The organism is Flavobacterium sp. DW-iso2, from assembly GCF_058725285.1.
Genome location: NZ_JBZXDY010000014.1, coordinates 28348 through 41545 on the forward strand (window position 1 = coordinate 28348; position 13198 = coordinate 41545).

17 protein-coding genes and 1 tRNA gene are annotated in these 13198 nt (G+C 31.2%); 7 read left to right on the forward strand and 11 right to left on the reverse strand.

What is annotated here, in order from left to right:
- Nucleotides 1-73 precede the first annotated feature (73 nt).
- From AC4PRO_RS10895 to AC4PRO_RS10910, 4 genes are all read left to right on the forward strand, one after another.
- Nucleotides 74-1294: an MDR family MFS transporter gene (locus tag AC4PRO_RS10895; RefSeq protein ID WP_492117358.1), complete on the forward strand. Its 1221-nt coding sequence runs from the start codon at nt 74-76 to the stop codon at nt 1292-1294.
- A 247-nt stretch (nt 1295-1541) separates the two neighbouring features.
- Nucleotides 1542-1910 carry a BlaI/MecI/CopY family transcriptional regulator gene (locus AC4PRO_RS10900; RefSeq protein WP_492117359.1) on the forward strand — a complete coding sequence of 123 codons (369 nt, stop codon included), beginning with the start codon at nt 1542-1544 and terminating at the stop codon, nt 1908-1910.
- Between the two features lie 39 nt (nt 1911-1949).
- Complete coding sequence (locus AC4PRO_RS10905; RefSeq protein ID WP_492117360.1) at nt 1950-3665, forward strand: M56 family metallopeptidase; 1716 nt, start codon at nt 1950-1952, stop codon at nt 3663-3665.
- A gap of 84 nt (nt 3666-3749) precedes the next feature.
- Nucleotides 3750-3890, forward strand: coding sequence for an SsrA-binding protein (locus tag AC4PRO_RS10910; protein WP_074722150.1), 141 nt, complete (start codon nt 3750-3752; stop codon nt 3888-3890).
- Here the strand turns inward: AC4PRO_RS10910 and AC4PRO_RS10915 are convergent.
- Nucleotides 3887-4399: an adenine phosphoribosyltransferase gene (locus AC4PRO_RS10915; protein WP_074722152.1), complete on the reverse strand. Its 513-nt coding sequence runs from the start codon at nt 4397-4399 to the stop codon at nt 3887-3889. The two genes, AC4PRO_RS10910 and AC4PRO_RS10915, sit on opposite strands and share 4 nt — an antisense overlap.
- A gap of 69 nt (nt 4400-4468) precedes the next feature.
- Here AC4PRO_RS10915 and AC4PRO_RS10920 point away from each other — a divergent pair.
- Together AC4PRO_RS10920 and AC4PRO_RS10925 are read left to right on the forward strand one after the other, a co-directional pair.
- Nucleotides 4469-4542, forward strand: a tRNA-Arg gene (locus AC4PRO_RS10920).
- Nucleotides 4543-4795: 253 nt separating this feature from the next.
- Nucleotides 4796-5074: a hypothetical protein gene (locus AC4PRO_RS10925; RefSeq protein WP_492117361.1), complete on the forward strand. Its 279-nt coding sequence runs from the start codon at nt 4796-4798 to the stop codon at nt 5072-5074.
- A gap of 687 nt (nt 5075-5761) precedes the next feature.
- Here the strand turns inward: AC4PRO_RS10925 and AC4PRO_RS10930 are convergent.
- From AC4PRO_RS10930 to AC4PRO_RS10960, 7 genes are all read right to left on the reverse strand, one after another.
- Nucleotides 5762-5965: a hypothetical protein gene (locus AC4PRO_RS10930; protein WP_492117362.1), complete on the reverse strand. Its 204-nt coding sequence runs from the start codon at nt 5963-5965 to the stop codon at nt 5762-5764.
- A 54-nt stretch (nt 5966-6019) separates the two neighbouring features.
- Nucleotides 6020-6244 (reverse strand): hypothetical protein, encoded by a 225-nt coding sequence (locus AC4PRO_RS10935; protein WP_492117363.1) that lies wholly within the window; start codon nt 6242-6244, stop codon nt 6020-6022.
- Nucleotides 6245-6980: 736 nt separating this feature from the next.
- Entirely contained in the window at nt 6981-7436 is a 456-nt protein-coding gene (locus AC4PRO_RS10940) for a hypothetical protein (protein ID WP_492117364.1), read from the reverse strand.
- A gap of 69 nt (nt 7437-7505) precedes the next feature.
- Entirely contained in the window at nt 7506-7766 is a 261-nt protein-coding gene (locus tag AC4PRO_RS10945; RefSeq protein WP_492117365.1) for a hypothetical protein, read from the reverse strand.
- 263 nt (nt 7767-8029) lie between these two features.
- Nucleotides 8030-8713 (reverse strand): hypothetical protein, encoded by a 684-nt coding sequence (locus AC4PRO_RS10950; RefSeq protein WP_492117366.1) that lies wholly within the window; start codon nt 8711-8713, stop codon nt 8030-8032.
- A 422-nt stretch (nt 8714-9135) separates the two neighbouring features.
- Nucleotides 9136-9762 carry a recombinase family protein gene (locus AC4PRO_RS10955; RefSeq protein WP_492117367.1) on the reverse strand — a complete coding sequence of 209 codons (627 nt, stop codon included), beginning with the start codon at nt 9760-9762 and terminating at the stop codon, nt 9136-9138.
- Nucleotides 9763-9909: 147 nt separating this feature from the next.
- On the reverse strand, nt 9910-10200 hold the full coding sequence (locus tag AC4PRO_RS10960) for a hypothetical protein (protein ID WP_492117368.1): 291 nt from the start codon (nt 10198-10200) through the stop codon (nt 9910-9912).
- Nucleotides 10201-10343: 143 nt separating this feature from the next.
- Here AC4PRO_RS10960 and AC4PRO_RS10965 point away from each other — a divergent pair, with 143 nt between their 5' ends.
- Nucleotides 10344-10634, forward strand: coding sequence for a helix-turn-helix transcriptional regulator (locus AC4PRO_RS10965; RefSeq protein WP_492117369.1), 291 nt, complete (start codon nt 10344-10346; stop codon nt 10632-10634).
- Between the two features lie 246 nt (nt 10635-10880).
- On the opposite strand, the gene AC4PRO_RS10970 is transcribed toward AC4PRO_RS10965, so the two are convergent.
- From AC4PRO_RS10970 to AC4PRO_RS10980, 3 genes are all read right to left on the reverse strand, one after another.
- Complete coding sequence (locus AC4PRO_RS10970; protein WP_492117370.1) at nt 10881-11711, reverse strand: PGN_0703 family putative restriction endonuclease; 831 nt, start codon at nt 11709-11711, stop codon at nt 10881-10883.
- Between the two features lie 399 nt (nt 11712-12110).
- Nucleotides 12111-12479, reverse strand: a complete 369-nt coding sequence (locus AC4PRO_RS10975; protein WP_492117404.1) for an MIT C-terminal domain-containing protein — start codon at nt 12477-12479, stop codon at nt 12111-12113.
- A gap of 61 nt (nt 12480-12540) precedes the next feature.
- Nucleotides 12541-13161 (reverse strand): hypothetical protein, encoded by a 621-nt coding sequence (locus AC4PRO_RS10980; protein ID WP_492117371.1) that lies wholly within the window; start codon nt 13159-13161, stop codon nt 12541-12543.
- Between the last annotated feature and the right edge of the window lie 37 nt (nt 13162-13198).

Below are 13198 nucleotides of genomic sequence, written 5' to 3' on the forward strand. Positions count from 1 at the left end.
GTTTAAAAGTTACAAAGCCGCAAAGACTTAAACTTACAAAGTTTTTTACCTTTACGGTTCCTAACTAATTATAATGTTCAAAACCGCTTTTAATCGCTACATAAACAACTTCAAAGGCTTTTCAAGAGAGATCTGGATACTTACCATTATTACGTTTATAAATAGAGCGGGAACGATGGTACTTCCTTTCTTATCTAAATATTTAAAAGAGGATTTACAGTTTTCGTATGGTGAAGTGGGCTGGATTATGGTTGCTTTTGGAATGGGATCCATGTTAGGTTCGTGGCTGGGAGGCAAACTATCTGACAAAATAGGTTTCTATAAAGTAATGGTCTTTAGTTTATTTAGCAGCGGAGTATTCTTTTTTGTTTTACAATACATTACTAGTTTTTGGGGATTGTGTTTCGGAATGTTCAGTATCATGACCTTGGCTGATATGTTTAGACCGGCAATGTTTGTATCACTTGGCGCTTATGCAAAACCCGAAAACAGAACCCGTTCGTTAACTTTAGTGCGTTTAGCGGTGAATCTTGGTTTTGCTGCCGGACCAGCTTTAGGTGGATTAATTATTATGGGAATGGGATACAAAGGACTCTTTTGGGTTGATGGAACCTCTTGTATTGTAGCGATTTTGATTTTTGCGCTATTGGTTAAGGAAAAGAAAAAAGGAACACATCAAGATCCACATGCATCTATATTAGCGGCAGTTTCTGTATTTAAAGATAAAATATTCTGGTTATTTCTATACGTTAGTTTTGTAACTGCTATGATTTTCTTTCAACTCTTTACCACTTTACCGCTGTATCACAGTGAGATGTTTGGTTTAAGCGAGTTTCAAACCGGTCTGTTGATGACGTTGAATGGACTGTTGATTTTTGCTCTAGAAATGCCAATTGTTAGTTATTTTGAAAGAAAAAAAGTTCAGAAACTAAAAGTAATTCTTTGGGGTTCACTTTTAATGTCTCTAAGTTTTTACACTTTGTTAATCAATGTTTGGGCTGGGATTTTAATCATCAGTATGATTTTTATCTCAATTGGCGAAATACTAGCTTTTCCATTTTCGAATACTTTTGCTTTGAGCAGAGCACCAAAAGGCCATGAAGGGCGTTACATGGCTTTGTACACGATGAGCTTTAGTTTAGCTCACATTGTAAGTTCGAAGATGGGTATGGAAGTCATTGGTCATTTTGGCTATCAAATCAACTGGTTTTTAATGGGAACCATTGGTGTATCTGCAGCTCTTTGTTGCATCTGGATACAAAAACTACTAAAGGTCGAAAACAGCCTCGCCTAAATTCCTACTTCTGTTTGTCTTTTTCCCTTTAACAATATTGAAAGGCAATTTTTTGTGCCACAAATTAGATGAAACTTAAAAAATAGTTAATTAACTACTTTTATAGTTTATTAACTACGAAATTAGTTGTAAGTTTGAATTGCGTTAAGGATAGTAGGCGACATCCTCGTGGTCCCGACCTTTAGGGACAACGAGATACAGCCGGATAGCCTGACCCGTAGGGAAACGCCCAAATAAATACTATGCTATGCAAAAATTAACGAACAAAGAAGAAGAGATCATGCAGATTTTATGGAAGCTAAAAAAGGCATTTGTAAAGGAAGTCATGGCCGAAATAACGGAAGATCAACCGCATTATAACACGCTTTCGACCATCGTGCGGAATCTAGAAGAAAAAGGATATGTTGCGCATAATGCTTATGGAAATACACATCAATACTACCCAATAGTACCTATTGAGGACTATAGAAAACGTTTCATGAGTACGGCAATTGATACTTATTTTAATAGTTCGTATAAGAATATGGTGTCCTTTTTTGCAAAAGAGGAAAAGATTTCGGCTGCTGAATTAAGGGAAATTTTGGCGATGATTGAAGCTCCAAAACAAGAGAAATAATACTATAATTTTAAGGAGGCGACACAAAAACTATCATTTATGGAATCAATTGCACTTTACTTATTAAAATCCTGCGGTTTGCTGCTGCTGTTTTTTGTTGCTTATCATTTTTTATTACGAAAAGAAACTTTTTTTACTAGCAACCGATGGTTTCTATTGACTGGATTAGTTACTTCTGCTTTGTTACCGTTATTGGTCTTTACAAAAATAATTTGGGTAGAACCAACTTCTGTAAACTATGATTGGTCCTCATTGCCAATGAGCGCTGTTATTGAAGAAGATCACACCGAAGAATATATTTACCTCGGACTTGCATTAATATACTGTATTGCGATGTTGAGTTTGTTGGCTAAATTTGGATTTGATTTTTACAGTCTTCAAAAAGTCTTTAAAGGAAAGCCGATTCAACGGCAAGCCGATTTTAAATTTATTGACATCAAGGAAAACCTAGCTCCTTTCTCCTTTTTTAATACTATCGTTTATAATTCGGCTTTATACAGTACTGCTGAGCTTGAAAGTATAATAGAGCATGAAAAAGTCCACAGCGAACAGCATCATACCGTAGATGTATTGATTTCGCGCTTATTTTGTGTTGTTTTTTGGTTCAATCCCATCGTTTGGTTTTACAAAAAAGCAATCCTACAAAATCTAGAATTCATTGCAGACAGCGAAGCTTCTAAAAAAATTTCAGATAAAAAGGCCTACCAAATCACGCTTTTAAAAATAACAACACAAGAGAATTGTGTTGCCATTACTAATCATTTTTATCAATCATTAATCAAAAAACGAATCGTTATGTTAAACAAAAACCAATCGAACAAAAGGAATTCCTGGAAGTATGCAAGTGTAGTACCTGCATTAATTGCCTTTGTGTTCCTATTTCAAGTTAAAGTAGTTGCACAAGAAAAGGTAAAAGAAGAGATTATTAAAGTGAGTTCAAATGATCCTTCTACAGCTAATGATGTACTGCATCAAGAAAAAGACAGTACTAAGAAATATAGAACTATCATGGTAAACAAAGCCCAAAACAAAGGTTTGGATGCCAATACTGAAATTTTTATTGATGGAAAAAAGGTTACTAAAGAAGAGATGGATAATACTAATCCAAATGACATTAGTACGATGAATGTTTCTAAAACGAATTATAAATCGACCGTTACCATTATAACCAAAAAAAATAGTCTTAGCCCCGAAAGCAAAGTGTGGATCAATAATAAACTAACAGAGATTCCTGACGAGGATAAGGTAATGGTTTTTGAACAGAATAGAAATGCAACTCAATTAGAGTTAGAGAAAACAGACCCTACCAACCTTAATGGCGTACAAAAACCAAAAACTACACGTACTATTACCGTTGTAAAAAGAGAGAAAGATGGATTAACTTTAGATACCGATATTTATATAGATGGTATTAAATCCACTAAGAAAGAACTAGACCTATTAGATCCTACTTTAATAAGCAAGATGGATGTAAATAAAAATGATTCTAATAAAAAAACAGTTACAATTATTACTAAAGACAATAAACAATCGTCAAATAATAATTTAGATATTACAAAGCAACCTAAAATAAATGACAGTAATGAAAAACCAATACTAATCATAAATGGTAAAAAAGCAAATCCTGAAGTTAATATAGATGATATTGATCCTAAAACGATAACATCAGTAAATGTTTTAAAAGGAAAAACTGCAGTTAAAAAATATGGCGCGCAAGCTACTAATGGAGCTATAGAAATTGAAACTAAAAAATAACTTCATAGCACTATTAAAACCCAAAAAAGACGGTCATCACCATGACCGTCTTTTTTTATATCTTTGTCGAAAATAAAAATCCTTATGTACAGAATTTTAGCCCAAATCAACAAAGTAATTTTACCTAGTTTTACTGCGCAAAGATTAGATTTAACCAAAGCCAAAAAGTGGCAAATGGCAATCATTGGCTACCGCTATTATGTTACAACCCGCGCTTTAGGTTAATATGTAATCGCCGTAAAAATCTCGTATTCCTTAATTTTTTCTCTTCCTTTTAGAAAAGAGATTTCCATTAAGAAATTCAATTGAACGATTTCACCTCCCAGCCGTTCTACTAGTTCGCACACTGCTTGTGCCGTTCCTCCAGTAGCAAGGACATCATCATGAATCAGTATCCTATCTCCTTTTTGGATCGCATCCGTATGAATCTCTAAAGTATCGGTTCCATATTCTAAATCATAGCTTGCCGAAATAGTGTCAAAAGGCAATTTATTGGGTTTTCTTACTGGAATAAAACCAACATTCAATTCTTGTGCGATCAGAATTCCGAAGAAAAATCCTCTACTCTCCACTCCTATCACTTTATCGATTTGCTTTCCTTTTAAGGAATCGACCAATATTTTTAAACATTCCGCTCTTCCTTTTGGGTCAATTAACAAAGGAGTAATGTCTTTAAACAAAATTCCTTCTTTTGGAAATCCTTGAATATCACGTATATACTTTTTTAAAGACATTTTTTTTAATTTTATATTAAATAAGACTTGCAAATTACACATTTATTCCTAACTTTGCACCCGCAATACGGCCTTGTGGCGCAACTGAATAGCGCACTTGATTACGGCTCAAGAGGTTACTGGTTTGAATCCAGTCAAGGTCACAAAACCCCAACAGATGTTGGGGTTTTTTTATACTTTCTAGTTAAAATTCCTCTAAAATCAACTAATCAGAGCTAAGATAACAAAAATCCATCAATATCTAATATAGTAGTCAGTACACTATACAGTACACTTGCTAGTACACTCTCCTTTTTCTATCAAAAACATGATCCCAAGGTGAAAAACTTATATTATTTTACGTTAAAAAATAAACAAAGCTTCTCTTTTACAATATAACATATCAAAACCGAAGATATGAAAGATAAAATAAATGCAATTAATGATAACCTGAACGATTTAATAGCGGTAATTATTGAGAAACAACTTAAAGAGGCTACCTATTTATTAGCTACTACCATGCCAGTTCAAAAAGAATTTTATAGTCTAAAAGATGTTTCTACTATATTATCTATTTCCGAATACGGATTAAAATCACGAGCAGCAAAGAAACAAATAAAGTTAATATATGACCATAATAATATCACTGTTCATTACAAAGAATTAGAGCGCTACAAAAAATCTCTTTTAAAGTAAAGACAATAATGGTTATAACTCAATCTGCGGGATAAGTTAGCATGTCCAAAGTGAGCTTTTTTTTGTAGTTCTAAAACAAACTGTCAGAATAAAAAAAGGGTAGCCCGAAAGTGAACTACCCTTTTTACTATATAGTATTACTATTATTGCTGATATTTTGGCTTCAATAAGAGCATAGTGATACTTGACATTAACATTGCAATACTAACATTTATCTTTGCTAAATGGATTATAATTATCTATTTTAAGCCAATAATAAGCACTTTAAGTAGCAACAATCAATAAACATACATTCACGATGATTTAGAAGGAATCATTTGTTTCGATCGGACATTAAGTAATCCAGCTATTAAAACAGTGGGAATTAATTTAATATTGCATTGATTGCAAAATTCCGTATTTGCCCATTATTAAGGTCATGTTGTAACTCACCATTAATTTTAGTTGTAAGATGTTACCTAGATATCTCGGACATCCCTCGAGCATAGTTAAAGCATTAAAATCACAATAAAAATCACCACTAACTCTATTAAAGTTTAGTGGCAATTTGTTTAACTTGGTTAGTTGTATCGCTACATCATCATCTACATCAATGGATTCATCTTCAGTAATGGTATAATTTCTAATACTATATTGCTTACATCATGCAACGATCTTATTTTTTGTCATTTCTTTATATTTTAATATTTAACTTTTTTGAGTTAATTCTATTAGTCTTGGAATCACATTATGTTCCCAATATCCGTAATCACCAGATTCACAACCATCTTCACCTGGCTCTAAACCCACCTCTAGTATAACTTTCCATTCTTCCCTTAACTCATGTATTTTTAGCAGATTAGCTAAATCTAGATTCCAAATAGAATTTAATATTGCTGACTCGTTAATCATTGGCAGATAATCTAGATTATCTAATAATTCACAATAAATCCAAGCGGTATTAACTTAGGCAGGATATCCTTTTAGGGTGGTTAACTTAGTATATCCAAGATTAAACTCTCCAAATACTTTACCAAATTGGATTTGAAGTTCATTAAAATCATTGTAATCCCCTTTGATCGTTACGTCACCGTAGACATCAATAGTTAAATCATCATTGATTGTATAAATCCCCGTGTAATTAAAGAATTTGTTAAAGTGTTTTCCTACTGTTGTGATATTTTTATACATTTTAATAGTTTTAATTGTTTATAATATTGATACCGCCTATCAGCTCGTAGCTTAGAGTGGCTTAGGTTATTTTAATATATTTAATTTAGTTGCAAAACTTATTTCTGCATAATCTTATGATTTTTTGAATCCAAGGCTTACTTTTTTTTACGCGTTTACTTTAAATTTCATGGTCTATTTTCCCAATTCATCATATTTGTTGTAATTTCTCTCGGGGTTAATATTACTAAGAAATAGAGCATCTTTTGATCGCTTTATTTGTTTCATTTGTCGATAGTTCATGATTTACTGCTCGTACAAAGAACGAATCTTTAATAATCAGCTAAAAAGTTCCGATTGGATCAACTAAAACATTTAACCAAAGCCAATTAACATTTTACTTTTGTATAATTTCCTATTAAAAAAAACTACATTAATGGAAAGTATTACCGTATCCAAATTTTTTTGACTTACATTATTTTTAAATCTACTATTCATAGTTTTTTTTTGTTGAAGATTAATACTTAACTATCTCTGTTTATTGAATTTTTCTTGTTCATCCTATTAGTAATTCTACTTCATTTTAGACAACAGAAATTCTATACCTATTAACTAGGTATCGATTACTCTGCTGTAAATTGTTAGTGATTTCTTTAAAGAGAAAAAAATAAAATCAGAATATGCAACTAAAAGCTACCCAAGAAGCAATGGTGGATCCATTGAGTAATGCAATATGAAAAATTTGCTTTCCGATGTTTTAAAATTTTTGGTACTCAACCCACTCACCATCTACAAATGTTTCAGCTCTAATCCACTTTTCAATTGCAATTGGATAGATACTACCAAACCACTCAGATGGTTCTCCTCCCATTGTGCGACCTCTATGTTCTAAGAAATTTACAGTATCGCTGCTTATTCTCGCGATGTGTATTAACTTTTTCCATGTATTTAAGCCATAATTTTTAACTTGTATTCTAGCACAACCAAAGTGAGAAAGCTGGTCATAGAATGTTAATTGTTGAATTTTACCGTCAATTGTTTTCATCATTTTAGTTGCAGTTAGCTCCCATGTTGGATTTACAGAAACCCAAGCAACTGGTTTTTCTTTTTTAGGAACATCTTTTGTTGCAAGTCTTATCGTCTTGCTGCTAATAATTTCATCAAGAACCCTTTTTGTTGTATAATGGTAAAATTTTGTATCTGTGTTTATCATGGTACATTTTTTAGGCTAATTATTAAATTTTTCTATTTTTTGATTATTAATATATTTTAAGCTGCTCATTTAATATTCATTACCTCTAAATGAATTAGCCCATAATTTTATCAAACTAAAACTTTTATTTGTCCATAACTTTTGATTGGACTCTTGAATAAAAAACCATTGTTTTATAGCCCAATAATCATATCCTATCATATTGATTACAGTGTTTAAGTAATCATTATCATTACTTTTATCTCTTAGGAATTCTCGAAGCCAAAAATCAACTTCTTCTATCGATTCCCATTTAAAGTCCACTTCTAATGAAAGTACTAGCGCATCCATAGCCTCTACACATGTATTATATTTAAATTTTTTCTTCATGTTTTTATTTTTAATTTGGTTAATTGTTCATTTTAAAATTTCTCTGATTTTTTTTACATTTTTATTTCATTCTTTAACAATAATTCTATTTCATTTTAGACCATAGTTGTCCTACACCTGTTTTTCAGATATCCTGTATTATAAAGTAAATTGTTTGTGTTTATTCTAAGGATTGTAAAGATTACCTCCTTTAGTTAAGAGTGTATCATTGTAATTTTGCACAATTAAACATCTATACAAAGTGTATTAAAATCCCATGGACATTCCGTAGTTATACTATCAATTAAGATGTCCTTTCCATTGTACATTAGCGCATGAGATTGCCAAAATTTGAAATCTTCCCTTGTAGCTAACGGGTCAAATGGTTCTCTATGTGCTTTTCTACCGCAATAAATTGTTATGATCAAATATCCTATCTCCGTTTTCTTTAAAACAACGAAAATTGAGTTTGTTTCTACTGGGCTCTTATTAAGTACGAAACGACTATGTCCATTGCGATTCTTTCGCTTGGCATATATGATAGTATCTGATTCATTTGTTTGAAAACAAATTGATTTACCAATGGCAAAATCAAAAGTAATTTCCTTTTCAATAAAGTCTTCGCTATAATCCTTAACAAAGTCATAAATCATTGGCAAAATCTTATCTAAATCAAGATGGTTGTGTGTAGTATTTACTCTTGACATAAATTTTATTCCATAACTATTCACATAAATTTTCCTTACAAATTTGGTTTGCAGACTTGCGCACTGTTTATCTAAACTGAATGAAACAAGGTCATTTACCTTCAAGATTACCGAATTTACTGCAACCTTGAAATAGATATTTTCATATTGTTCTGAAGAAATAAAACCAAATCCTTCCTCTGGTTTAATTTTAATGACTTTTCCTATATATTCTTTTTCCATATATTGATATTTTTTTGTGCAAAGCTATATAGGAATTCTAAGAAATCATATTCGATATTTTCAAAAAAACACTTGTTATTTAACTCAATAAATGCATTAAAATCACTAAAATAGCTGATTTTCATAATTTAATTCAAAAAAAACACTGTGTCGATCCACAGGTGGGGTCACGAACCCGCCGTTTAGGATGAGAATATAACAAAAATGACATGCACGAAAATATATTAACAATTGTGTGTGTTTTAAACAATTAACCAGAACTACCTTATAATATTAACAAATTAAAAAGTGAGGTAAGAGAAGAAAATTGTTTAAACTATCTATTAGTAGATTTTAAAAACTGTCGCAACCACCTAAATAATGTAAAACGTAAGTCTGTCTCGGCGATGAAAATATTTTTAAATTACCGATCATATTTGCAGTTATATCATTTTCCTCTTAGACATCACTTTTTTCACTTTAATTATCGTGGCTGATGAAGCTCCAGTTATTTCATTGATTTCCCTAACGGTTAGTCCCTTCTGTAACTTCTTTTGGATAGTTTGATGGCGTTCCAATAATTTTTCATCGGATTGAGTGCTTCCTAATTTACGCCCCTTAAATTTACCCTGAGCTTTGCCGATTGCTATTCCCTCAGCAGTTCTGCTTTTAATTCGGTTACGTTCCATTTCACCAATGCTAGCCATTACACTAATTACTAGCTTTGCCATTGGATTTTCCAAACGATTATCTAATAGAGTTGTGAATCCTTCTTTTAGGGATTTTAAGTTGATACCATTTTTAGTAAAAGTCTCGATAGTATGTAATATGTCTAGTAGGTTGCGACCCAGACGGTCGATTGAATCAACTACAACAGTACAGCTTTCTACATTGTCTGTTATTTTATCAAACATTCTATTTGCTTCTGGGCGTTCGAAAAAAGGAACGTTACCCTGAATTTTTTCAATGAAAACTTTTTCGACATCGTACCCAACATGAGATTTGAAATTTTCTAGCTGGCGACTTGAATTTTGTTGGGCGGTTGAGATTCTTGAATAGAAGTAAAACATAGTGATGAATTTTAGGTGATTTTGTTTTATAATTAGAGTCTAAATTTATTTAAAACAATAGTGTTGGTTTTGTCGAGTCTACGATGTTGAACATGTTTCATATTATGGTTATAGCCTAAATCTAAAACATGAAACCAAAGAAGGGAATTACTTCCCTTCAATCCAATCTAAAACATCTACGAGCATATCACAGTAAACATCTTCGACCTCATTCTTTATATCTCCTTTTTTATCTAAAAAAGTAATAGTATAAGTATCAATCCATTTTAATTGAATCCTAACAGTTCCTTTGTGTCTAAAACCTGAACATTGGAATTGTAGTCCTCCTTGATAATCCTTTGATTCAGGTAATACCATAAAGTTTGTAGAACCATAAGCCATTAATGCCCATTTGTCAGCTACTTTGACTTGTGCAATGATTGTTTCAGCGATTTCCATAATGCAGTTATTATAAAGCAATACTTGATTAATACACTGCAAAGATAAGTACTACTTGTTTAATAAACAAGCTATATTTGATATTTATTTAAATTAATCAAGCTACACTTTATTAATTTATTATATTTGTAAAAATTATTCAAATGGCTGTACTAAGATTAAAAGAAATGATGGCATTAAAGGGAATGTCACGGGATGAACTATCTTCAAGAGTTGATGTCTCAACAACAACTATTTCAAATATTTCAAGTGAAAAGAATTTACCAACTATTCAACTACTATTAAAAATAGCAGAAGTACTTGATGTCGATGTGAGAGAATTATTTGTTCCAACAAAGGGAACAGCTGTTTCTCAAATGGAAGTAGAAGATGTGAAATTATTGTTAGAAAAGAGCATTTTGATTTTACAAGGAAGGCAGGAAAAATTAATATAAATAAAATCGTGCAGAGAGTTTGGAATACTAAAATTTACGGGAATGTTTTCCTAATTGCAGTTCCACTTTGAGAACTATTTTAGGGTGTCAGACATAACGATGGTAACGATTTAATATCGGTAAAGTTGCGGTTTTGAAACCGTACGTTGCTGTCCTAGGTTTAATTTAATTATTATATGTTTTAGAAGCATCCGATTTCAGTTTCTCAATTTTTTATAACAATTCCATTTTACAGTTATTTTATTTTTAAATTTTTAACTCATATCTTATTTTCATTTCAGAAATCGATTCTTTTAAAGTTGTTTCATTTTCATAATGATTCCAAAATTCTAAATATGACATTGGAACAAAGTCGATAAATTTGCTAATTGAATATCTAAACTCATTTATTTCATTATTATGCTGTTTAAAATTATCAAATTCATACCAATTTAAAGGTATCCAATAAATATATACTAAAACCGGATGCGGATAGTTATCCATTTTACGTGAAGCATTAATTAACCCGATAGTATGTTTAATTAACTGAGAAACATCAAGGTATGTTTTTTTTGAGCTTTTCACGTAACTTTCAATCATATTCAAAAATGAATTTGGAAGATACTCTAACTCTTTTCGATTCAAATATTTCTCAAGATTCCCGCCCCTATTCGGTAATTTTTCCTTGAAAATTTCTGTGAATTTTGATTCTATTCCGATTATAACTTTTTCATTTTTTAGATAAAAATCAAGGTTTGGCGTACTAATTCCTGTTGGCAGTTTTTTCTCAAATGTAGCTTCGTCAAAGGCGGAATAGTTTAAAAATGTAAATTCTTTTAATCTCATTTTTAATAGTCCAAAGTTATTCACGCACAACGCAGCAGAAGAATGTACTGCATTAAATGGAATAACTCCATATCTATTAACCTTTAATTCATTTCCTTGCCCTTTTTCTAAATCTTTTTCAATCTGATTCCACCCCTTAACTGTAGAAATAATATTTTCAACATTTGAAGAAACGTATCCTTTGCCATCTGGTTGTAATCCACACTCTATAGCTTTCCTAATTATCTCATTTTGTATTTTACTATCTCCCATTTTGTTGTAATTTAATTTTACTGAATACCAGTCTGCCTATAAACCTTCATCATTTTTTCTCACCGAATTACTTTTAAAAAATATTATATATACAATTCTAATATACTTATTTTAAGTAATTAGAGAACTTGGCACTTTGTAGCTACGCGATCTAGTAGTGTTCGGAAAGGTTCTTTTAAAAATAAAGATAATTTTAGTATTAATCCACACTTTAAATTGGTTAACATAATAATCTATTCTTGTGCAGTCAGACTATTGGAAATATAAATTACGAGCTCTAAAAATCATGTAATTAAGTATAAACCAGCATATTTAGAACATGTTTTACAACATTACGCTGATCCATTTACGAAAAGAGCAATTTTTTATTGTGGCGGATTCGTTCTTAAACATAGTCATCTAATTTTTTATAAACGTCAATTCACAAGCCTTACATAGCCTCTTTTCTTGAATGTATTCATTTACATCGTACCAACCGCCAGTCTTCTGCCAAATATCAAGTCCTCTGCCTAAAACAACCTTCCATCCATTATTTAAATCAATGGAACGGTCATGTATCAAATCATCAAATTCATAAGAAAAAAGAATCCCTATTGACTCAAAAGAATAAGTCATTTGCTCGAATGCATCTTTAGCCCCTTCAATATAATCTTCATTATTACTCGTAATAAGATGCAATTTCACTTCAACCTCAGGGTCTTTCTTCTCCCCTATAAGTTTAACAAACTCCATGAAGTTTCTCAATTGATAGGGTAATCTTATGTAAATAAGTGCATTTCTAGTTCTTAAATATTAACCTACACTACATATAAACCGGTTTTTGGACACGCTAGTTTAGAATAACAGAATTATGCGTTGCTTTAAAGATAAAATCTCCTTCAAATTCACAGTTCACAAATTGAGCAACGGAGTCATTCTCGGTTAATATTACGAATTTTTTTTTCGTAGAGTTAATAAATTTACAATTTAAAAATACTACTTTATCATCTGAATATAGACGCATGAAAAGTACTTCACGAATGGGAACTTCATCAATATTATAAATTTCAATAAGTTCATCATCGTCCAGTATCTCCGATTCATAATCCTGACGATATTCTTCATTTGTTAGCCTAATTAATAGAAATGGAAGTTCGATTATATGCTTAAACAATAAATTACTAAATATAGTTACCGATGATGCAGTACCGCCAAAAAAAAAGTGAGTTTCATTATCATATAAATAGTTACTATCATTCTTTACATACTGTTGTGATATCATTATATTGTAATCTACCCTATTATTAGCATCAGAATTAACAATCACTAACGACTCACTAAAAAAACGAATTTGATGATAGTGCCTCGTGTTTTCTTGCAATACAAACTCTATTTGACTCGCTTTAATTTTAGATCTTTCCCATAGTATCCCACAATATTCATCGTTATTTTGAATTTTAATACTTTCCATTATATTTATTAAAAAATTTATATATTTATTTTAAAAA